This window comes from Thioalkalivibrio sp. ALMg11, assembly GCF_000377905.1.
GTDB lineage: Bacteria > Pseudomonadota > Gammaproteobacteria > Ectothiorhodospirales > Ectothiorhodospiraceae > Thioalkalivibrio.
On record NZ_KB898881.1, the window covers coordinates 25,715 to 45,701 of the forward strand.

Here is a 19,987-nt window from a genome sequence, read left to right on the forward strand (position 1 = left end):
GCATGGGCCTCTACACGCAATGGGTCGCGCATGGCCTGTTTCCGCTGCAGGAACGGCTCAAGGGTCACCCCACGGTGGCCTGGCACAAGGCCCTGGAAGCCAGTCAGTGGTGGACGCGGGAGGCCCTGCAGATCCTGCAGGAGCAGCGGTTGCAGGCGCTCCTGGAAAGTGTCGCGCAGCGGGTGCCGTTCTACCGGGAGTGGTTTGCGCAACAGGGCGGGTCGCCTGCGGAGTTCTCCGGCATCACGGACCTCCAGCGCCTCCCGGTCGTCGACAAGGCGCTGATCCGCGAACAGGGTGCGGCTTGGCGCGCGGAGGGCGCGAGGAACCTCGAAGAGCAGCACACCAGCGGGTCATCCGGCGAGCCCCTGAGCTTCTGGCTGGGCGCGGATCGCATCGGAATGGATATCGCCGCAAAGTGGCGGGCAACCCGCTGGTGGGGTGTGGACGTGGGCGATCGCGAACTGGTCCTGTGGGGATCCGCCGTCGAGAACGAGGCCCAGAACGGTGTGCGTGCCTGGCGCGATCGCCTGTTCCGTTCGTATCTGGTGCCGGCCCGCGACCTGAATCCGGCGCGGCTCGACCGGATGATCGAGCAGATCCGCCAGCGGCGCCCGCGCATGCTGTTCGGTTATCCGTCGGCACTGTCTCGCGTGGCCTGGCGGGCGCGCGAGCGGGGGCAGCGGCTGGACGACCTCGGGATCCGTGTCGCCTTCACGACCTCCGAGGTGTTGCGTCCGGAGTGGCGCGAGGTGATCGGCGAGGTGCTGGGCTGTGGGGTCGCCAACGAGTACGGCGCGCGTGACGCGGGGTTTATCGCCCGCGAATGTCCGGCGGGTGGCATGCACATCACGGCCGAGGCCCTGATCATCGAGATCCTGGATGCCGAGGATCGACCGGTGCCGCCCGGCGAGACCGGAAACATTGTGGTCACCAACCTGGTGGGCCCGGAATTCCCGTTCATCCGCTATCGCACCGGGGACCGGGGTGCGCTGGACCCGCGGCCCTGCCCCTGCGGGCGCGGCCTGCCGTTATTGCGCGACATCGACGGCCGCGCCAACGACGGCCTGATCGCGATGGACGGCTCCTGGATCCACGGTAGCCGCTTCAACTACCTGATGCGCGACCTGCCCGGGCTGCGCGCCTACAAGGTCATCCAGCACGACCGACACCGCGTCGAGGTGCTGCTGAGCCTGGTCGCCCCGCTGCCGGCGGCCGCCGAGGAGCGCCTGCGCCGTGCATTCATCGACGCGCTGGGGCAGGCGGTCCATGTGGATGTTCGCGCGGTGGATGCCATCCCGCCGGAGCCCAACGGCAAGCACCGCCACGTCGTCTGCCGCGTTCCCGACGCCGACCAGCCAGCCCGGAACGCCTGAACGCGCGCCACGAAGCGCACGAAGACGCGAAGAAGGGCTGATTCACAGGAAGCGGGGAAGGCAGGAAGATTCTTGATGGTGGTGCCGGGGCGTGCCGGGCGATCGTGGCGGCCCCAGCGCGGCGCGTGCAGGTGAACCGCCAAGCCGGCGTCTCGTGCGTGGGCGTGGGCGTGGGCGTGGTCGAGGCCGCGATGCGTTTCGCTGCGCTCAACGCATCCTGCCCGCTACCCGCTACCCGCTACCCGCTACCCGCTACCCGCTACCCGCTACCCGCTACCCGCTACCCGCTACCCGCTACCCGCTTGAGCCGTAGGATGCGGATGAGCGGAGCGAATCGCATCGACCGAACTCTCCGGGTCCTCTGTGGTGCAGCAGCCCTTGCCCTCGCTTCGTGTCTTCGTGCGCTCCGTGGTTCATGCCAGGCGGGCGGCCGGGTGCGATTCGAGCCAGAGGTCGAGCATCATCAGGATCCAGACGAAATCGCCGTAGTAGGCCGCGTGGCCCTCACGATGCAGGCGGATCAGTTCGTCGATGAAGTCGTCGCGGAGGAAATTGCGCCCCTTCAGTCGCAGCAGGCTGTCGTATGCCAGCTCCCGCAGCGGGGCGTGCTCCTGCATCCAGACGCCGAACGGCAGGCCGAAGCCGTGTTTCTTCTTGTCGATGATGGTGTCCGGCAGGAAGCCGGTGAACGCCTCCTTGTAGAAGTGGCGCAGGCGGCCTTTTGTCAGCTTGAGACCCGACGGCACGCGACAGGAGAACTCGACCAGCTCGTCGTCCAGCATCGGGAAGGCCACATCGACGCCGGCCAGCTGGCACATCCCGGTCACCTTGCGCAGATCGTTGTCGGCCAGGGTTTGCTGCCAGTCCAGGTACATCATGCGGTTGAGGGGCGACGCCGATTGGGGCTGCGCGTAGATCCCGCGCATCAGCTCCCAGGGGGCCTCGCGGTCCACCGCCGCGAGAAACTCGGGTTCGAACATCGTTTCCGGTGCCAGGCGGTGCAGGTAGTTGTAGGTCTGCAGTCGGTCCGGCAGCGGGATGCGCGCCTGCTCCACGTAGCTGCGGGCCTTGCCGGCCAGCGGCAGGCCGCGCGGTAGCCGGGTGAACAGGGGCTCCAGCAGGTGGTGGCGTAGCGGCGCAGGGATACGCGCCCAGTGTTCGAATACGCCCTGTTTGGCGTAGCGCGCATTCCCCGCGAACAGCTCGTCACCGCCATCACCGGCCAGTAGCCGGGTGATCCCGGCGTCGGCCGCCATGCGGGCGCAGAAATAGGCCGGCAGGGCGGATGAGTTGCCGAACGGTTCGTCGTAGCTGCCGGCGATCCGGGGCACGGCTTCGACTACGTCCTCCGGCGTCACGTAGTACTCGTGCGCCTGGGTCCCGAAGTGTCGCGAGGCGATGCGCGCGTACTCCATCTCGTCATATCCGGGCGCATCGAAGCCGATGCTGAAGCTGTCGGCCCCGGGGTGCATGCCGGCGAGCATCCCGGCCACCGTCGAACTGTCCAGGCCGCCGCTCAGAAAGGCGCCGGGGCGGGGGGTGTCCGCACGTCGTTGCACCGCCGCTTGCACGTGTTCGTGCAGGGCATGTTCCAGGGCCTCGGGCGTGGCCGCGCTGTCGTCCTCGAAGCGCGGGGTCCAGTAGCGGGACACCTCGGCCCGGTCGCCGTTGTGGGTCAGGCGGTGGGCGGCCGGCAGTTTCTCCAGCCCGGAGAACAGGCTGACCGGGGCCGGAAGCATGTGGAAGAAGCAGTAGTGGTAGAGCCCCTCGCGGGTCACCTCGGTGGCGACCGCCGGGTGCGCGGCCACGCATCCGGCACTGGTGCCGAAGGCCACGCCGCCATCCAGGCGCGCAAAGTGCAGCGGTGTCTGGCCCAGGCGGTCGATGCCGGCCACCAGCCGACCGTGCCCGGCATCCACGATGACCAGCGCGTAGTCGCCGCCAACCTGCTCGAAGAGGCCGGCGCCGTGTTGCCGCCAGGCCTCCAGCAGGGCTTGCGCCGGGTCGCGCTCTCGCGCCCGTTGAGCCAGGGCTGGGTTCCGCCATTGCGGGTGGCCGGTGATGGCGGCAATGACGTCGGCATCCTGCGCGATCCAGCCGCCCCGGACCCGGCAGCCGCCCAGACGGTTCGTATACTGGGCGTCAGGCGCCCCGGAAAGCCCCGGGAGCGCCTCTCCCTGCGCATCGAGGGCGCCGGCCGGTGATGCGGCATTCACCGCGAACCATCCACAAAGTCCCGCCATCCGTCCGCCTGTTGCCTGGTCGGGCCAGGGAAACACTGTTTGAGTATGCGTGCGCGCTCGAGTCGATCTTGCTTGCTGACAAGGCGCGGGATGCGCGGGGCCAGGCCGCGCGCACTGCTCGCGAGCACGAATCCGTGTCGTGCTGTGGCTCATTCTACGTGGGGGTTCGGGTGCGCGAAGTGGTCCGGGGCCAGGGGCCTTAACGAGCCGATCACGCGGGGGGCGCGGCCAGCCGGCACCGATCTGGACAGCCCGTGCAGATACGGTAACCTGCCGACTAATCCCGCATCCCGGCCGGGCAGAGATACCCGACCTTCAGGAACCCGTCATATGTCGACTCTCGATCACACCAAGAACCTGCTGGACAGTGCCCTGAGCCTGAACGGGCGAGCGCAGCACTTCGACCGCAACACCACGCTGCTGGGTGGCGTGCCGGAATTGGACTCGATGGCGGTCGTTTCGCTGATCACCTCGATCGAGAGCCATTTCGACATCGTGATCGATGATGACGATGTCAGCGCCGAGACCTTCGAGACGCTCGGCACTCTGGTCGATTTCATCGACTCCAAGCTCGACGGCTAGGCGCGCGAGATGGAAGCCGGGTTCCTGGAGGGCAAGGCCGGGCCGGTATTCCATGTGCTCCATCTGCCGGATGGTCCCTCCATCCGGGGCGCCGTGCTGTTCGTCCCGCCCCTGGCCGAAGAGCTCAACAAGTCCCGCCGCATGGTGAACCTGCAAGCGCGCCGCCTGGCGCAGGCGGGTTATGCGGTGCTGATCCCGGATCTCTACGGGTGCGGCGATAGCGGTGGCGACTTTGGCAACGCGGACTGGGACCTCTGGCTGGACGACCTCGCTCGCTGCAGTGAACACCTCGAGACGCGCTGCGCGGCGCCGTTCATGGTCTGGGGGTTGCGAGCGGGTTGCCTGCTCGCGGGTGACTTTCTGGCCGCGCGTGCGCAGCCGGCGACAGTCGCGATCTACTGGGCCCCGGTCCCGAATGGCGAACAACACCTGATTCAGTTCCTGCGCCTGCGCATGGCCGCCGGGCTGATGGGTGGGCAGAAGGAAGGTACCGCCCAGCTGCGGGCCCAACTGGATGCGGGAGAACCGCTGGAAGTCGCCGGGTATACCCTGGCGCCCAAGCTGGCCGCGCGCCTGGCGGCGGCCCGTCTGCAGCGGCCGCACGCGGACGCGATCGAATGGTTCGAGGTGGCGGCGCAGGACGCGGCACCGCTGCCGCCGGCGAGCGAACGCCTGATCGAGCGCTGGCGCGAGGAGGGCGCCGCGGTCACCGCGACGGTCGTTGCTGGCGATGCCTTCTGGTCGACTCAGGACATCGTCGAGGTGTCGCAGTTGCTGGACGCGACCCTGCGCCGGCTGGAGCTGATCGCGTGAGCGAGCGCGCCGTCATCTTCCGGGTTGGGGACGAAGAACTGCTGGGGATCCTGCATCCCGGGGCAGAAGGCGCCCGGCGCGGGGTCTTGATCGCGGTGGGCGGGCCGCAGTACCGGGTGGGCAGCCACCGTCAGTTCCTGCTTCTGGCGCGGTTCCTGGCCGAACGCGGGATTCCGGTATTCCGCTTCGATTTTCGTGGCATGGGCGACTCGTACGGAGCCCAGCGGACGTTCCACGAGGTGCATGACGACCTGCATGCTGCCGTCGATACCTTTGCAGGCGAGGTGCCGGGGATGCGCGAGGTGACCATATGGGGCCTGTGTGGCGCGGCCTCCGCGGCGTTGTTCTATGCCTGGCGAGACCCCCGGGTGACAGGCCTGGTGCTGGTGAACCCCTGGGCCCGCACCGAGGAAGGGCTGGCTCGGGCCTACCTGAAGACCTACTACCTCCAGCGCCTGTTCTCGCGCGATTTCTGGTCCGGGGCCCTCAAGGGGCGTTTCAACCCCTGGGTGTCCCTGCGCTCCCTGGGCCGCATGCTCGGTACAGCGGTTGGTTCCGGTTCCGGGGGGGCTTCTGGCGAGCGCGACAACACAAGCCCCGATAGCATCGACAAAGGCCCCCTGCCGGACCGGATGGCCGAGGGCTGGCGGCGCTTCCAGGGGCCCATCCTGGTGATCCTGAGTGGCGAGGACCTGACCGCGGCCGAGTTTCGCGACGTGGCGACGAACGCGCCGGCATGGAGCGGGTTGTTGCAGGAGCCGCGGGTGACCCTGCGGGAACTGCCTGGTGCCAATCACACCTTTTCCCGCCGCGAGTGGCGCGACCAGGTGGCCTTGTGGACGCACGACTGGGTGCAAAATGTGCCGGAACGAGGGCGGGAGTGATGTCGTCGATGGAACAAGCCCATGCGGGCAGCAAGCCCCCGGCCGCGCCGGAGGATCGTAACCGCGAGCCCCTGGTCTCGGTGATCATGCCGGCCTACAACACGGCCGCATATATTGCCGAGTCCGTCGACAGTGTTCTGGATCAGGACTACCCGGGCATCGAGTTGATCGTGGTGGACGACGGCTCGACCGACGGGACGATAGACATTCTGCGCGGGTATGGCGACCGCCTGACGCTGCTGACCCAGCAGAACCAGGGGGCGGCCGTGGCCCGCAATGCCGGCGTCGCGATCGCGGGCGGTGACTACATCGCCTTTATCGATTCCGACGATGTCTGGTTGCCGGGAAAGGTCGCGGCTCAGGTGGACTACATGGACCAGCATCCCGAGATCGGGATGACCTTTACCGCCTGGGCCAGATGGAAGCCCGATCCGTCCGGCACGTTCCTGAAACCCGATGCGGCCAAGGGCGCGTACCCTATGAACCCTGACGGCAAACCGCTTGTGGATGGTGGGTCCGGCTGGCTTTACAACCGCCTGCTTTTCGGGTCGCTGCCACACACCATCACGGTCATGATGCGACGTGATCTCGTGGAACGCGTCGGACAGTTCGACCCTGAACTCAAAAGGGGGCAGGACTACGATTACTGGTTGCGCGCATCGCGCTTGACCGAGATCCACCAGCTGAACCTTGTGACGGCTCTTTACCGGCTTCATGGCGAGGGCTGTATCACCAAGTACCCCGATACGAACTATGAATACGAGGTCGTCCGCAAGGCGCTCGGTCGCTGGGGTCTGGTTGGCCCGGGCGGAGAGAGGACGTCACGCGGCGCGATTCGCAAGCGTCTTGCCGAGACCTGCTTCAGTTTCGGCTATCACCACTATTGGGAGGGGGACCCGAGGCTGGCGGCACGGTCGTTTCTGCAATCGACGGTCCGGGACCCCTGGTCAGTGTCCACTTGGGCCTATCTGGTCCTGAGTGCCGGGAAGAGTCTAGGGAGACGCACGGCGCGGTAAGGCATTGGATGGTCGAGCCCGGCGTCGTCCTGGGTGATTGGGGCCCTCGGCAACACCCAAGCCGGAGACAGGAGGAGGTTCCATGATTGCAGATACGTCTTCCGCACAGGCCGAGCTGGTCGAGGCCGAGGCCTACGAGAGCATGATGCGGCTGGCTGAAAGCGCGGGCATCCCGGGTTTTCGAGCGGTCCGTAGCGAGATGAGTCTTGCTCTGATTGCCCCGGACCTGAAGAAGATGCTGGTCTTTAACCGGGTGCTGGGCCTGGGCGTTTCGAGCCCGGCAACCGAGGCCCATATTGATGAACTAGCGGCCCTGTACGCCGAGCATGACCTCCCCTGGGCAATCGAACTCAGCCCTCATGCCCGCCCGGAGTCCGTTATTCAATGGATACGCGATCGCAGGATTCGCCGGGGGGCGGCTTCTGCAGTCCTGATACGGTCCAGCAGCGATGTCCCCGAGGGGAAGACCGATCTCGAAATTCGCCCCTGGCGACCCGAAGACCAAGATGCCGGAGCCGCGCTGGCGGTGGACGTTTTCTCCGTGCCGCAGGAGGCAAAGGCTCTTCTGGCGGAACTGCCGCGTTCACCCAAATGGCGTCAGTGGCTGGCGCTCGACAATGGAACGGTGGTGGCAACCAGCCTGTTGTATCTCGGGGATGGGGTGGCCTGGGCCGGGTGGGAAGCAACCCGCCCGGACTACCGTGGACGTGGCTTGCATGGGGCCCTCGTCTCCGCGTGTCTGAGGGACGCGTCACTGCATGGCTGTACGTCGGTGATCACGGATACCGCCGTGGGGACACCGGACAAACCGGACCCGTCCTATCAAAACCACCTCCGCAAGGGTTTCGAGGTTTTGCATCTCCGGCATACGTACCTGGCTGTGCCTGGAGTGGTCGCGTCGGCGTAGCCTGGTAACCGACGGTGTCCAGGGCCCTGGCGCAGCCTCGTGGTTACTGTGTCGCCGTCTTTTCCAGAGTCGAGATCAGTGCCTTTCGGTCGGCCTTGCCATTGGTGTTGAGCGGCAGGCTGTCCAGCGAGTGAATGGCTCGGGGCACCATCACCGCGGGAAGTCGCTGGCGGAGCCGGTCGCGTATGGCCGATTCGTCCATATCTTCCGCGACCACGAAGGCCACGATCCCCGAGGCGCCGCTTTCCGTTCGTGGCCATCCGACGGCCACTGCCTGGTCCGTTCCGGCGGCCTTACGCAGCGCGGCCTCCACCTCGCCGAGCTCGATCCGAACCCCGCCAATCTTGATCTGGTGATCCAGGCGCCCGAGAAAGATGACCGGTTCGCCCGGGGCCGGGCGGCGCACCAGATCCCCGGTGCGGTAATGCACACGGCCGTCATCCAGGTGCACGAAGGCCTTCGCCGTGCGCTCGGGGTCCTTCCAGTAGCCGGGTGTCACCTGTGGGCCACTGATCAGCAGTTCGCCCTCGGCCCCGACCGGTACCTCCTGCAGGGCCTCGTCCGCTACACGCAGTCCGACCTGGTTGCCCGGATAGCCGATCGGGGCCATGCCGTGCTCGCACTCCGCGGGTGAGCGCTCCCCGTCCCAGCAGTAGAAGCAGGCATCCACGGTGCATTCGGTGGGCCCGTAGGCATTGTCGACAAAGGCATTGGGGGCGGCGGCTGCCATCGCCTCGGCCAGCTCCGCTGACAGGGCCTCCCCGCCAAAGCGGCACAGGCGCAGATCCGGGAACCGTCCCGGCGCCCAGCCGTTGCGGCGATTCATCCCGTGCCCGGCCGAGGGGGTGATGTCGATTACCGTGAGCGCCTTGTCCGCGATGTAGCGGTTGGGGTTGAACCACTCCTTGGCGGAGGGGCAGCACAGGCAGGCACCAAAGGCCCACGATACGTACAGGTCGAACATCGAGGAATCGAAGGTGATGTCGTAGAACTGCGAAAAACGGTCCGTCTCGCTAATACCGAAGTCCCGATACCGCTCCTGCGACATCTCCACAAAGCGCGCTGCATTGCGCTGCAGAACGCCCACGCCCTTGGGTATGCCCGTGCTGCCGGAGGTGAAGAACAGGCAGGCCAGATCATCCGGGGATACGGTCGCCGGCGCCCAATCCGCGGGCCCAGGGGAATCGCCGACCACCCGGAAGTCGTGTCGGGGCCAGCGCGTTTGCAGGTCCTCCAGTCGCTGCGTATCGGGTAGCAGGATCAGGAGCGGCCGGGAGAATGCCTGCAGCAGTTCATCGAGCCGCTCCAGACCCTGAGCATCCACCAGCAGCGCCGACAGATCGGCCTGTTCGGCCATGGCCACCGTACGTTCCGTGGGAAACCCCGGGTTCAGCGGAACCAGGGTATGGCCGGCCATCAGGGTGCCCAGAATCCCGCGGTACATCGCGAGCGAGCGCTGGGCCAGTACGCCGACCCGGCCGGGTCGGGTCGGGCTCTGCTGCAGCGTGTGGGCACTATTCGCGCCGGCCGCGAACAGCTCCTCGTAGCTCAGGACGCGACCCTCGACATCCAGGGCGGGGCGTTCCGGGAAGCGTTCGACGGAGCGCAGGAAGCCGGTCAGCAAACCCTTCGTTATCCTGGCGTTTGGCATGGATGCAGTCCTCGCTCTCCTCGGGAACCCTTTACTGCTGCGGCTCTCAGGGGTTTTTGGGTCGGCCCGGACCGGCGATCCAGCGGGCCAGTCGTGCCCGCGCACGTCCGCCGTGCCTTCAGCGAAGCATCCGCGAACGCCCCATCTCGTACAATCCAAACGAGAAGCTGGCCTCCTGGCCTGGCTAACGGCCGCCTGATGGCGGTTGTCACGGGCCGCTCGAAGGCCCCTCGTACGAAGGATCCCCGGTCGGCGAAACCATGCTGCAAACCCTGCACAAGCTGAATGCCCTGCTCGACCCCCGCGATCGCGGCAAGGTCGTCTTGCTGCTGATCCTGATGATCGCCACGGCGTTCATGCAGACCGCGGGCATCGCCTCGGTCATGCCGTTTCTGGCGGTACTCTCCGATCCGGACATGGTCCACGACAATGAGATGCTTCGTGTCGCCTACGACTGGCTTGGCTTCGAGTCGACCAGTCGTTTCCTGTATTTCCTGGGGTTTGCGGCCTTCGTCCTGTTCATGACCGGTACCGCGCTCCAGGCGTTCAACCAGTGGGCCATTACGCGGTTCACCCACATGCAGCAGTACGAGCTCTCCCGGCGCCTGATGGGGGACTACCTTAGCCGTCCGTTCACGTTCTTCCTTAATAGAAACTCCGGTGATCTGGCGAAAACGGTACTGCAGGAAACCACCCAGGCCATCAATGGTGCACTGATGCCTGCGCTGAAGCTCGCGAGCCAGCTGTTACTTGCGGCCTTCATCATTGCACTTCTGGTTGTGGTGCAGCCCTGGCTGGCCTTGATCGCAGCGGCGGGCCTCGGCGGCATCTATGCGGTCATTTATGTGGCGTCGCGGACCTGGCTGAACCGCATTGGCGTGGACCGCGTGGAGGCCAATCGCGAGCGTTTCACGGCCGCGGCCGAGGCCTTTGCGGGTGCCAAGGAGATCCGTCTATTGGGGCGGGAGCGTGATTACCTGGAACGGTACCGGAAGCCATCGAAGCGGTTTGCGAGTCATCAGGCGAATGCCGTCCTTCTGCAGAGCCTCCCGCAATACGCGATCGAGGCGATTGCATTCGGCGGCGTCCTCGTTTTGGTGCTCTATCTAATGGCAGGCGACGGCGGTCTGGCTCAGGCCTTGCCCCTGATCGGCCTGTACGCGCTGGCCGGACGCCAGTTGATCCCGGCGTTTCAGAAAATCTTCCAGCAGGTTGCCTCGCTACGTTTCAATACGGCAGCGGTGGACAGCGTTCTTCGGGACCTTGGCCAATTCCCTGACAGTACGCCTCCGCTTTCGCGCAATGATCGACTCGTTCCGCTGGCTCCGACTCGGTCCATCAAGGTGCAAGGCCTCACCTATCGGTATCCCGAACACGAGCACCCTGCCCTGAAAGACATCTCTCTGGAGATTCGCGCCAGAACCACGGTCGGATTCGTGGGATCGTCCGGTGCCGGAAAGAGCACCCTGGTCGACGTGTTGCTGGGCCTTTTGGAGCCCGAGCAGGGCACCATCCTGATCGATGGCGAACCCCTGACACGAGCGAACATCCGTCGCTGGCAGGCGGCTCTGGGCTACGTCCCGCAGCACATCTTTCTCGCCGACCAGAGTGTGGCCGCGAATATCGCCCTGGGCGTGCCGGAAGAGCAGATCGACCAGGCTGCCGTCGAGAAAGCGGCTCGCCTCGCCAACCTGCACGATTTTGTAACCCAGGAACTACCTCACGGGTACGCCACCATCATCGGCGAACGCGGTACACGACTCTCCGGCGGGCAACGCCAAAGGATCGGCATTGCCAGGGCCCTGTACCGTGATCCCGATGTGCTTTTCTTCGACGAAGCGACGAGCGCCCTGGATAACGCCACCGAGCGCGCCGTGATGGATGCGATCCAGAACCTCTCCGGCAACAAGACCATCCTCTTGGTCGCCCATCGCCTGACCACGGTGCGTAATTGCGACACGATTTACCTGTTGGACAAGGGGGCGGTCTCGGCGGAAGGCGCATGGGACTGTCTGAATTCGCAAAGCAAGGAATTCCAGAAGTTGGCGTCGGGTTTGGCTTGATGGTTACCCGAGGTCTGTAGAGCGGCATCTGAGGAAACACTGACTGAGAGGCCTTCCTGCCCGAAATAGTTACCCGCCGAGCTGGAGCCAGGCGGGTTTCTTGCATTTTGGGCCGCATTGAATCCCCTGTAACCGCCGAAAATGGCGATAACAGAGATCAAAACGGGCCGTAAGGGCCCCAGCATCCTTCCAAAAACCCTTCGGCGGGGCACGAAGCCGGGTGCGGGAGCGTCAATTAGCGCTTGCCTTGGAGGCAGTATTACTGCGCACCCAGATCGAACACTGCTTGCTGCGATTGACCGGGCCGAGGCCTTCGCGCCGCAGGGATGAAGAACTACCCGCCTGTAGGTTGTTATGTGCGCTTTCGCACTGACGGGCGTCTACAAACTCCGCACCATCGGCCTTAGGCCGTTGGCATCGACGGTGAGCTGAGTGCTCGTCTCGACCACCACACTCTCGCACCTCCTGAATCGACTGTGGTGGTGCGCCCTTTCGAGGGCCCGGCCAAAGGCATCTTGCGCGAATATCCGACTTGTCTAGCGTCTCCCTGGGGCTCCGAACGATGCTCAACCCGTGCTCTGAAGCTTCCGCCGCTTTCCTAAGTGACTTGCTGTTATCCCGAATCTGGGAACCACCGCGCGATAGGCAAACTGGCTCTCTTTGGTGGGCTATCGTCTATGGCGGCCGTCTGACTTGCCAGGAGGGCGCAGGCATTGTCTAGAACACCGGTCGAGGATGCCAAAGGAGTCGAGGAAGAAGCGCTCCGTCCGTTCTATGTCGGCAAGGGGAGCTGGCACTGGATCTCTACAGAGCAGGCAGAGCAGGCCCAGTCTCTCGCCTCCGGAAAATGGGCGGATGCTCTCGCCGGAATCGATTTTCCCTGGCTGTGCTGGAACGTCCAGAGTGACTGGTGTTTGGTCCAGCAGAGGATGGTGGCATCTGCTGGCTGGACTCCGATCGTCGGATTCGATCCCCGAATCGGGCCGCCACCATTAATCGAGGGTGCCCGCCTGGTCGATTTCAACGAAGGCCTTGATCTGCCCGCAATGTCGATGATGTTCCCGATCGAGTTTGCCTGGCTCTTTGCGCCTCGCCTCGCTTTTTGGCACTCCGACTTGTTGGTCCGCGAGCCGCTGTTCCGTCGTTTGTCCGATCGTTTCAAGGCCCTCCGGGATGGCCAGACGGCAGCGGTAGACATGCGGCTTGGATGGCTGCGCAGGCTCAGGGGCCACTACGGTCGTTACTGGGAGCTAATCGGTTGTACCACCCGGCGTGCCAGTCTGGATCAGTTCAACGCGGGCTGTGGGTGGTGGCGGCGCCCAATGGCCCACCCCAACGCCCCGACGGGTCCGCGAGCGAAAACTCGTGAAAAATACATGAAAGACCATGGCGTGGGCATCCTTATATGGGACGAGCAGGCGAGTGGGGATGTCGTAGCAATCAACGCCAAGCCCCTTCATGAGGGGCATTGCACTCGAATCGGAAACCCCCGCTATCGGAAAAAATCCCCGATAGATGCTCGACGGGACTTGAGCAAGGACCTTCCCTATAACTACGACTTGCAGGAAGTCTGCGCGCAGCTTGGCCTCTCACATTTTCTTGGCCGCCCGGCCACGTACTGACTGACCCCATGCCCGCTGCGCTCGACTTCCCCTATCCGCTGCATTTTCTGGCTCCGTCACCCATTCGGGATTTCATCGACTCATCCGCCACTGTCTCCCTTGATGACTATCCCGGTCTTTTCCATACCAGCAGCTGGGCCTGGATCGGTCAGACTGCGTTCGAACTCCGAAAATATGGACTGGACGTCAGCACTGGAGAGGATTATCGGCCGGGTGCGATCAACTTCGGCCTGGCGGCGGATATCCGGCGGCGCCCTGTCTGTTCCGAGATTTTCAAGGTCAGCCTCGATGCCGATCAACTGCGCCCTCGATGGGCCAATCTCTCGTTTGTCCAGAATCAGCGGCAAACATCCCGTTGTGCATTCTGGGTGCCCCATTGGCCGCAACCGGGCCTGGTCAGGCGCGACTCGTCAAGAGCCGAATTTCGCACCGTTGGTTTCTTTGGGCTTGAGCGAAACCTTTGTCGCGACCCGGAATGGTGGCGGCATATTTGCGCGGCGTACGGAATGGAATTTCGTTTGAAGACGGCCGCCGAATGGAATGACTATCACGATATCGATGTGGCCGTGGGTGTACGCGATTTTTCCTGCAAGAAACATGACGAAAAACCGCCAACCAAAATGTTCAATGCGTGGTTAGCTGGCGCCGTTTTTATTGGTGGGTGTGACTCGGCCTATTCTCAAGTGGGAAAAGACGGACGGGACTTCTTGAGGTGCGCTACTGAGCAGGATTTGTCGCGATACCTTGGCCGTCTGCAGAGAGACCCCGAATGGGGGCGCGATGTAGTCCGCACGGCGGCCGAGTCGGTCTCGCGTACAGGGTCCCGTGCGAGCACGGTCGAACGGTGGGTCGAATTGATTGAACGCGAGGTGGGGCCGCGGTTCGAAGCCTGGCAGAGGGCGAGCGAACTCGTCCGCCGACTGTCCTCCGACTCGGGGCGATTCCAGGACTGGACGATCAGAGTGCGGAACTCTTCCTGGCGGTTGCTAAAGACTCGTGTGCGCAGACGGTAGCGACCCATCCGGGATTTGAAGGCTGGGCGTTTCTGTGAGACGGACGTAAAAATTGGTGCAGCGTGCGCGCTCCACCATTGCGCGGAGGTCCAGGTGGCTGCTGGAACAGCCATTGATGAAGGCTCTTGCGCGAAATGGGTGTTGGCGCCGGGACAAGAGTCTCAGAGTAGCGTTTTCTAACAATCAGATTCAGGAGTAACCCTTTGCAATATCTGTATAACGCGCCCAGGTCATCGCCGTTTTTTGCTGCCCGAAGGACGCCCTCGGGCGCACGGGTCGAGGGGGATGAGCGCGTTCGCCTGGGGCACAAGATCGATCTTGGCCCCGGACGAGAAGCGGACGGTATCTTCGGACACTGGACCTGGGACGGCAGAACGCTGGTCGTCGAAAACGATCGGTACGGGATGTACCCGCTGTTCTACAGCATGTGGGGGGGCGAGATACGGATTTCGCCATCGATTCGGCATGTGCTTGACGGCGCTTTTCCGAAGACGCTCGACTTCGCGGCGCTAGCGGTTTTTCAGAGGCTGGGAATCTTCCTGGCAGACGATACACCCTTCGAACACGTGCGGGCGTTGCCCCCGGGCGTGCGGCTTGTATGGTCGGACGAAAAGAGTTCCGTGGAGTCGCGTTTTGTCGGCGAATCCTGCACGACGCCGAAGGCGGGAAACTTCGATGAGGCTGTCGACCAGTATGCCAACCTGTTCGCGCAAGCGATCAGGCGCAGGGCTCCCCCCGATGGCCGTTTTGATTTGGCAATTAGCGGGGGAAGAGATTCGCGCCATATCTTTCTCGAGTTGCTGGCTCAAGGTCATACCCCCGAGCGAGCCGTGACGGTCCAGGGGTATCCGCCAATCGATGACGAGGACCGGGTAATCGCACGACGTCTCGCACAGGCCACCGGCCAGCCGCATGACGAGGTGGATTATCCGCGCTCCTACGTGGATGCAACCCTGCAGGATATCGATCGGACCGAATTCTGCGCGAGTGGGCACACCTGGCTTGATGCTCTGGTCGGTTATTTCTCGTATCGCGGGACGAAGTGCATCTTCGATGGCATCGGGGGTGACGTGCTTTCGGCAGGCCATACGCTTACGGAGCAGAAGCAGCAGCTACTCGTTTCTGGCCAGACATCACGGCTAGCTGAGCACCTGTTGGGCGAATCAGGAAACGAGGGTTTTATCCAGTCATGCTCTCAAGCCGGTTTTCAGAAGCGGATTTCCCGGTCGGTGGCGATCGAGCGCTTGGACGCGGAGCTGGGGCAACACCGCAGTGCAGCGAATCCACTGCTCTCGTTTGTTTTCTGGAACCGTACTCGTCGATGCGTCGGCCTAGTTCCCTTTGGCCTCTTGCGAGACGTCGAAACGGTATTCTGCCCTTATCTCGATCACGATCTGTTCGACTTTCTGATGGGCCTGGATCCAGCCTATGCGCGCCAGGGACTGCATGACGAGACGATCCGCCGCAGCTACCCGGAATACGCGGACATACCCTACGAATGTCGGACCACGACGACGCCCGGCCAGCGGGAGCTCGATCGCTATTACCGCAAGGCCGCCCGCGAAACGCTGGTATATCTGGCCAGAAACCCCGGGCTGATGCGTTCCCGTCTAGTGAGGACTGGGCGCTTTGCGGCAATGCTTGCGCGTTCTGCTGTTGCCACGCATCCGGGCAAGCTTTGGTATCTCCAGCCGTTGTTAAGAAGACTGGAAATGGAGCGGGCAGCGGGAGGAATCGACGGCCTCTGATGACGGAAAGCCAGGGTGGCGCGCGGTGCATCCGCGGTGATCGCGCCATGTATGCCCAGCAGCTTAGCCCTACACAGCCGGTCGAAGGGCTGGCGGCCGGTCGGCCCGTGCTCTCCGGGGGCGGCCAAGCGGTCGGTGAACGTTTTCCTGTTGTCGGTCACGGTGTGGGTGACATGGAGCGGGGCTTTCCCCAGTAGCTTCTTTAGAAAGCCACGGATGGCCACGGCCGACATGGACAGACGCACCTCCAGATACACCCATTGGCTGCCCCGGTCGATGTGTCGGCTTGCCAGGATTTGGCCCTGAAACTCCGCCCCGAATTGGCCGGTAATGTTCGATTAACCTTTTTCTGGTGTCTCGCTATCCGGTTTCTCCCGGAAAGTCCGCATTGTATTACGAACAAGGTGCCTTAGTTGCCGAATCTTGTATTGCAACTCTGGCATCCTGGAGCTGGCAATGATTCGCGCCTTCAAAGGCCCGCGGAATCGGTACAGCTTCATCGCCTCTTGTAATTCCTTGTCGTATGCCCTTCGTCCTCGAAGTGTTTCGGCAATGTATCGGGTTCGATGTCTTTTGTAGATTCCGAGATCGAAGGCTTCGCTGAAATTCTTCAGGTTTCCTGTGATTTCCAGGCACAGGAGTGTCCTCAGGCATTTTTCACAGCGCGAGCAATTCTCCCCGCTTTCATTGGTTACGCATACGTCCAGGCCTCTTCGCGCGGTGCGGTTCTCTCCGAGGGCCACCGTCTTCTGAACCCGGGTGAGCTCGCCACCCACGGGCACCAAGTCGATGGATTCAGTTCCGAGAAGGGGCAGCAAGACCGGATCTGCGTGCCCGATCGAGCGTGTTTTTCCAACAAAGGTAGATCCATACGGATAGGCTGATGAGTACAGAAATCGGCACGTCCTTTCCTGGAAGAGAAGTGCTGTCGCCCCGTTCCGTATGGAGTGCGTCTGCATAAAGTCAAGTTCTTTCAATGCGTGGAAGAAGTCGTCCATGTTAGAATCGACCGGAACAAGTCCGAATCCTTCCTGGGATGCTTTTTGTTTCAGAGTCTCGTATCGCTCGATGAATTCTCTTGTATCGGAATTCCGTTGCGATCCTACGTTGTTGTAGGTTAGAAACGAGAGCCCGAAACCCTGTGGCGCATGGTCGGGGTGATATTGGGTTAGCGTGCAGAAGGAATCGACCCCAGCAGAGAAGCCTGTCGCAACTAATGCGTCTCCATGGTGAGGGGTGCGCCGTGCGGGGGCTGCCTTTACCTCTACGTGTGTTAGGTGGGGCGCAATAGCGAAGAGGATCGTCTGAATGGGCCCGTTAAGGTTTCGGAGAAGTTTCTCGGACACTGTCGTGGAGAAGTGTATGTCTTCGCCAAAAGCCATGGCGGGGATAAGGAGGGCCAGCGCGGGCGCGTCGGACGCTTCGGATAACTGGTCGGCGTAACGGCTGAGGGTGCGGAAGTACAGCCTGTCGGGCAGTCGTGGGTGGTGAACTGGAGTTTCGAAAATGGCCCAGCCATCTTCTTCGCGTTTTTCTGTTCGGTCGACGTAGATGGTCATGACGGTCCCCCCCCGGGGTGGTGTTTTAATATAGCGCGAACCCGATCTCGCGTGTGTGGCGTGTTTTCGTCACTTGGTTGGGTCGGACGCCTTGCTTTTTCTTCATTATAAGATGCGAGCCGGGAGTATCTTTGTACGGCTTCGTTTGGTCCGGCAGTCTCTGGTCGAGAGGGGTGGAGTTTCTCGCCCTATGCAGCCGTTCTTTTTTGGGCTTAATTCGGTGGTTGGTCGGCTCGGTTGGTTTCGCTGCATACCTGTGAGTTGAACGCGTCTATCTTGTTCTCCATGCGTTTGATCCGGTCCTGAAGAATAGCGTCGTTCCCTAGTTGGAAAGCACCTTTGCGCGAAAGTTGTTGCAGCTTCCGCGAGAAGGTGTGGCCCTTGAGCTTCGCAAGTACCCAGCCATGGGGGGACCGGTGGGCCTGAGACCATATTGTTGGAAGCTTGTGGAAGTGGATGTCAGTTTGAATGCTGGCTGACCAGTCGTACCACTTGCTCAGTAACATTTGTCGGTTTGTAATCACTGGAAGCCACGGTACACGAAGTGCTTCGGCGGTGATCGCGCCATGCATGGCGGAGCAGATGAGCTTGCGGGATCGTCCGATCTGATCGATTACGCTGTCGCAAGGGGCTTCCGGATGAATGAAATGAACGCCGGCCTGCTCGCAAAGCTGGCTCATTCGTTCGGAGAAAAGGGCGTGGTGCGGCATGAAGGCGCAGTCGATATCTTTTTTCCGGTTGAGGTCTTCGGTGCGGTGGAGGAGGATGCCGGGATCAGAGATGGCGAGTTTCGGGTCCAGGTTCAGGGAAGCGGCGGTCAAGGGACCCCGTACGAAGTGGACCGTCCAGCGCGCGATGGCTTCTGCTGGGACCGTTCCATAACCGAGGCCGCTGCCGAAGATGTGGAGAGTGCCCGAGGCGGGCAGGCGTTCATTGAGCAAGGTCCCAATGCCGACAAACACCTCGTCGGATCCCGGCTCAGTCTCCAGTGGCGTATTGATGAAGCGTGGCCAGAGGTAGTCGTTGAGGGCGTCCCCAAAGTTGGGGTGTTTACGATAGCTGTAGAGATACATCTCTGGCTCCAGCACAATCCGGTGGAGTGCTTCCCGGATGTTGGGGTTGCATGAAATGGCGCTGAGCGCCACGCGTCAGCCGCTTGATCCCCATGATGGAGAGATCGCCTTGTCCGAGAGTCCTTTGAAGATCGCTGTGGTTATCCCGTATTTTCAGCGAGAGCGCGGTCTTTTGCGCCGTTGTGTCCAATCGGTGCTCGATTGGCGGGCTGGACTGTCGATACACGTGATTGTGGTAGACGATGGTTCGCCCTTGCCGGCTGATCAGGAGATCGGGGACCTCCTGGATAATGGAGAGATCGTGATCATCCGCAAGGAAAATGGTGGACCTGGTGCGGCAAGAAACACCGGTCTGGATCATGTTCCTCGCGACATACCGTTCGTGGCATTTCTCGATTCGGATGATCAGTGGATTGGGCCGTTTCTGGGGGATGCGGTTCGCGCGCTCGGCCGGGGGTTCGACCTGTTCATCGGCGATACGCAACGAACAGGGATTTCGAGGACGCGGTTCCAGTGGGCCGGTTCCCCGGAAGGCAATATTCTCCCCGAGGACCACCCACTGATCGATGCGGAGCACGAACTTTACGAGTTTGCCGGTGACTTTTTCGATCTGCTGGTACGTCGAAGCAGCGTCATTAGTGCAAACGCCATGGCATATCGACTGGATCGATTTTCCAGGAACCGATTTCCTGAGGGTCTGATGCAGGGCGAGGATCGGTTCTTCAAGCTGCAACTGGGGCAATCGCTGCGCCGCGTGGCATTTTCGCCCCGCGTTTATGCCGACGAAGGCGAGGGCGTTAATATCTTCGACAAGTCGGGCTGGAAGACGGAAGGCTATCTTCGCCTGACAGCCAACTACATTGCGCTCTCCCGGATGGTCCTTGAAGAGATCCGGCTGGATGGGAAACAGCGGGCGTTCGTACGGGGACAGCTGGCGGACTCGCGGCGTTCTTTCGTCGCGGCCGTCTTGCACCAGCTGAGGCACCGTAAACCCCTGGACTGGTCTCTGGTGAGGGCGACGCTGCGTCGAGATCCGGTCGGGGCCGCCCTGTTCTTGCCGAACATCCTTCGCCTGGCCGTCGGACGCCTTGGAGAGAAGGGTGGGCGGCCAGCGGCGTAAGCGATGTTGGCCGGCTAGCATGGCGACCCCGTAGCGTCCCGGTGCCGACTGGGCCATTCGAGTGTCAGTTCGGACATGTAAGTGCCTTTCAGGACGCTTTCGGGGCTTTGGCAAAATCCCAGGCCACCGGCGATGGCGGAGGGCAAGGGCGTCTCGTGCAAGTCGCCCGATGAGCGATCGCGCGTGGCTCCGTTCAAGGCTTGTCTGAACCAGCGATTCACCAGTCGCGCTGTCGGTGCCAGCGACGTCCCGCGATGGTGGTCTCCGAAGGACTGCCCGCTGGCCCAATGCCCCATCTAACGACAAAAACCTAGTCG

15 protein-coding genes and 1 pseudogene are annotated in these 19,987 nt (G+C 62.8%); 11 read left to right on the top strand and 5 right to left on the bottom strand.

Annotation, left to right across the window (positions count from 1 at the left end):
• Positions 1-2 precede the first annotated feature (2 nt).
• The gene (locus tag D578_RS0114055; protein WP_018950567.1) at positions 3-1,376 is read left to right on the top strand and encodes a phenylacetate--CoA ligase family protein; all 1,374 of its coding nucleotides are present in this window, start codon (positions 3-5) and stop codon (positions 1,374-1,376) included.
• Positions 1,377-1,789: 413 nt separating this feature from the next.
• On the opposite strand, the gene D578_RS0114060 is transcribed toward D578_RS0114055, so the two are convergent.
• Positions 1,790-3,619, bottom strand: coding sequence for an asparagine synthase (locus D578_RS0114060; protein ID WP_042798478.1), 1,830 nt, complete (start codon positions 3,617-3,619; stop codon positions 1,790-1,792).
• Between the two features lie 330 nt (positions 3,620-3,949).
• On the opposite strand from D578_RS0114060, the gene D578_RS0114065 reads away from it, so the two are divergent.
• The 5 genes from D578_RS0114065 to D578_RS0114085 all read left to right on the top strand — a co-directional run bounded on the left by D578_RS0114065 (position 3,950) and on the right by D578_RS0114085 (position 7,821).
• The gene (locus D578_RS0114065) at positions 3,950-4,201 is read left to right on the top strand and encodes a phosphopantetheine-binding protein (RefSeq protein ID WP_018950569.1); all 252 of its coding nucleotides are present in this window, start codon (positions 3,950-3,952) and stop codon (positions 4,199-4,201) included.
• 9 nt (positions 4,202-4,210) lie between these two features.
• Complete coding sequence (locus tag D578_RS0114070; RefSeq protein ID WP_018950570.1) at positions 4,211-5,014, top strand: hydrolase 2, exosortase A system-associated; 804 nt, start codon at positions 4,211-4,213, stop codon at positions 5,012-5,014.
• Positions 5,011-5,898 carry a hydrolase 1, exosortase A system-associated gene (locus D578_RS0114075; RefSeq protein ID WP_018950571.1) on the top strand — a complete coding sequence of 296 codons (888 nt, stop codon included), beginning with the start codon at positions 5,011-5,013 and terminating at the stop codon, positions 5,896-5,898. The genes D578_RS0114070 and D578_RS0114075 overlap by 4 nt, the downstream gene beginning before the upstream one ends.
• Positions 5,898-6,914 carry a glycosyltransferase gene (locus D578_RS0114080; protein ID WP_018950572.1) on the top strand — a complete coding sequence of 339 codons (1,017 nt, stop codon included), beginning with the start codon at positions 5,898-5,900 and terminating at the stop codon, positions 6,912-6,914. Before D578_RS0114075 ends, D578_RS0114080 begins: the two co-directional genes overlap by 1 nt.
• Before the next feature lie 82 nt (positions 6,915-6,996).
• On the top strand, positions 6,997-7,821 hold the full coding sequence (locus D578_RS0114085) for a GNAT family N-acetyltransferase (protein ID WP_018950573.1): 825 nt from the start codon (positions 6,997-6,999) through the stop codon (positions 7,819-7,821).
• A gap of 43 nt (positions 7,822-7,864) precedes the next feature.
• Here D578_RS0114085 and D578_RS0114090 read toward each other — a convergent pair whose 3' ends face one another.
• The gene (locus tag D578_RS0114090; protein WP_026289367.1) at positions 7,865-9,472 is read right to left on the bottom strand and encodes an amino acid adenylation domain-containing protein; all 1,608 of its coding nucleotides are present in this window, start codon (positions 9,470-9,472) and stop codon (positions 7,865-7,867) included.
• 260 nt (positions 9,473-9,732) lie between these two features.
• On the opposite strand from D578_RS0114090, the gene D578_RS0114095 reads away from it, so the two are divergent.
• From D578_RS0114095 to D578_RS0114110, 4 genes are all read left to right on the top strand, one after another.
• Positions 9,733-11,535: an ABC transporter ATP-binding protein gene (locus D578_RS0114095; RefSeq protein ID WP_018950575.1), complete on the top strand. Its 1,803-nt coding sequence runs from the start codon at positions 9,733-9,735 to the stop codon at positions 11,533-11,535.
• A 713-nt stretch (positions 11,536-12,248) separates the two neighbouring features.
• Entirely contained in the window at positions 12,249-13,157 is a 909-nt protein-coding gene (locus tag D578_RS0114100; protein ID WP_018950576.1) for a hypothetical protein, read from the top strand.
• Positions 13,158-13,165: 8 nt separating this feature from the next.
• On the top strand, positions 13,166-14,170 hold the full coding sequence (locus D578_RS16210) for a hypothetical protein (protein WP_231364130.1): 1,005 nt from the start codon (positions 13,166-13,168) through the stop codon (positions 14,168-14,170).
• A gap of 203 nt (positions 14,171-14,373) precedes the next feature.
• Complete coding sequence (locus tag D578_RS0114110) at positions 14,374-15,918, top strand: asparagine synthetase B family protein (protein ID WP_018950578.1); 1,545 nt, start codon at positions 14,374-14,376, stop codon at positions 15,916-15,918.
• Positions 15,919-16,256: 338 nt separating this feature from the next.
• Here the strand turns inward: D578_RS0114110 and D578_RS15735 are convergent, their stop codons facing one another.
• On the bottom strand, positions 16,257-17,477 hold the full coding sequence (locus tag D578_RS15735; RefSeq protein ID WP_081617386.1) for a hypothetical protein: 1,221 nt from the start codon (positions 17,475-17,477) through the stop codon (positions 16,257-16,259).
• 212 nt (positions 17,478-17,689) lie between these two features.
• On the bottom strand, positions 17,690-18,550 hold the full coding sequence (locus tag D578_RS0114120; RefSeq protein WP_018950580.1) for a hypothetical protein: 861 nt from the start codon (positions 18,548-18,550) through the stop codon (positions 17,690-17,692).
• A gap of 109 nt (positions 18,551-18,659) precedes the next feature.
• Between D578_RS0114120 and D578_RS0114125 the strand changes: the two genes are divergently transcribed.
• Positions 18,660-19,670, top strand: coding sequence for a glycosyltransferase family 2 protein (locus D578_RS0114125; RefSeq protein ID WP_026289368.1), 1,011 nt, complete (start codon positions 18,660-18,662; stop codon positions 19,668-19,670).
• Positions 19,671-19,684: 14 nt separating this feature from the next.
• Here D578_RS0114125 and D578_RS16220 read toward each other — a convergent pair.
• A pseudogene (locus tag D578_RS16220) lies at positions 19,685-19,987 on the bottom strand (hypothetical protein); the annotation flags it as partial.

Excerpts from the sequence above, each read along its gene's own strand:
- D578_RS0114065 (WP_018950569.1), top strand. The coding sequence starts at position 3,950 with ATGTCGACTCTCGATCACACCAAGAACCTGCTGGACAGTGCCCTGAGC.
- D578_RS0114120 (WP_018950580.1), bottom strand. The coding sequence starts at position 18,550 with ATGTATCTCTACAGCTATCGTAAACACCCCAACTTTGGGGACGCCCTC.
- D578_RS0114090 (WP_026289367.1), bottom strand. The coding sequence starts at position 9,472 with ATGCCAAACGCCAGGATAACGAAGGGTTTGCTGACCGGCTTCCTGCGC.
- D578_RS16210 (WP_231364130.1), top strand. The coding sequence starts at position 13,166 with ATGCCCGCTGCGCTCGACTTCCCCTATCCGCTGCATTTTCTGGCTCCG.
- D578_RS15735 (WP_081617386.1), bottom strand. The coding sequence starts at position 17,477 with ATGACCATCTACGTCGACCGAACAGAAAAACGCGAAGAAGATGGCTGG.
- D578_RS0114055 (WP_018950567.1), top strand. The coding sequence starts at position 3 with ATGGGCCTCTACACGCAATGGGTCGCGCATGGCCTGTTTCCGCTGCAG.
- D578_RS0114080 (WP_018950572.1), top strand. The coding sequence starts at position 5,898 with ATGTCGTCGATGGAACAAGCCCATGCGGGCAGCAAGCCCCCGGCCGCG.
- D578_RS0114060 (WP_042798478.1), bottom strand. The coding sequence starts at position 3,619 with ATGGCGGGACTTTGTGGATGGTTCGCGGTGAATGCCGCATCACCGGCC.
- D578_RS0114095 (WP_018950575.1), top strand. The coding sequence starts at position 9,733 with ATGCTGCAAACCCTGCACAAGCTGAATGCCCTGCTCGACCCCCGCGAT.
- D578_RS0114070 (WP_018950570.1), top strand. The coding sequence starts at position 4,211 with ATGGAAGCCGGGTTCCTGGAGGGCAAGGCCGGGCCGGTATTCCATGTG.
- D578_RS0114085 (WP_018950573.1), top strand. The coding sequence starts at position 6,997 with ATGATTGCAGATACGTCTTCCGCACAGGCCGAGCTGGTCGAGGCCGAG.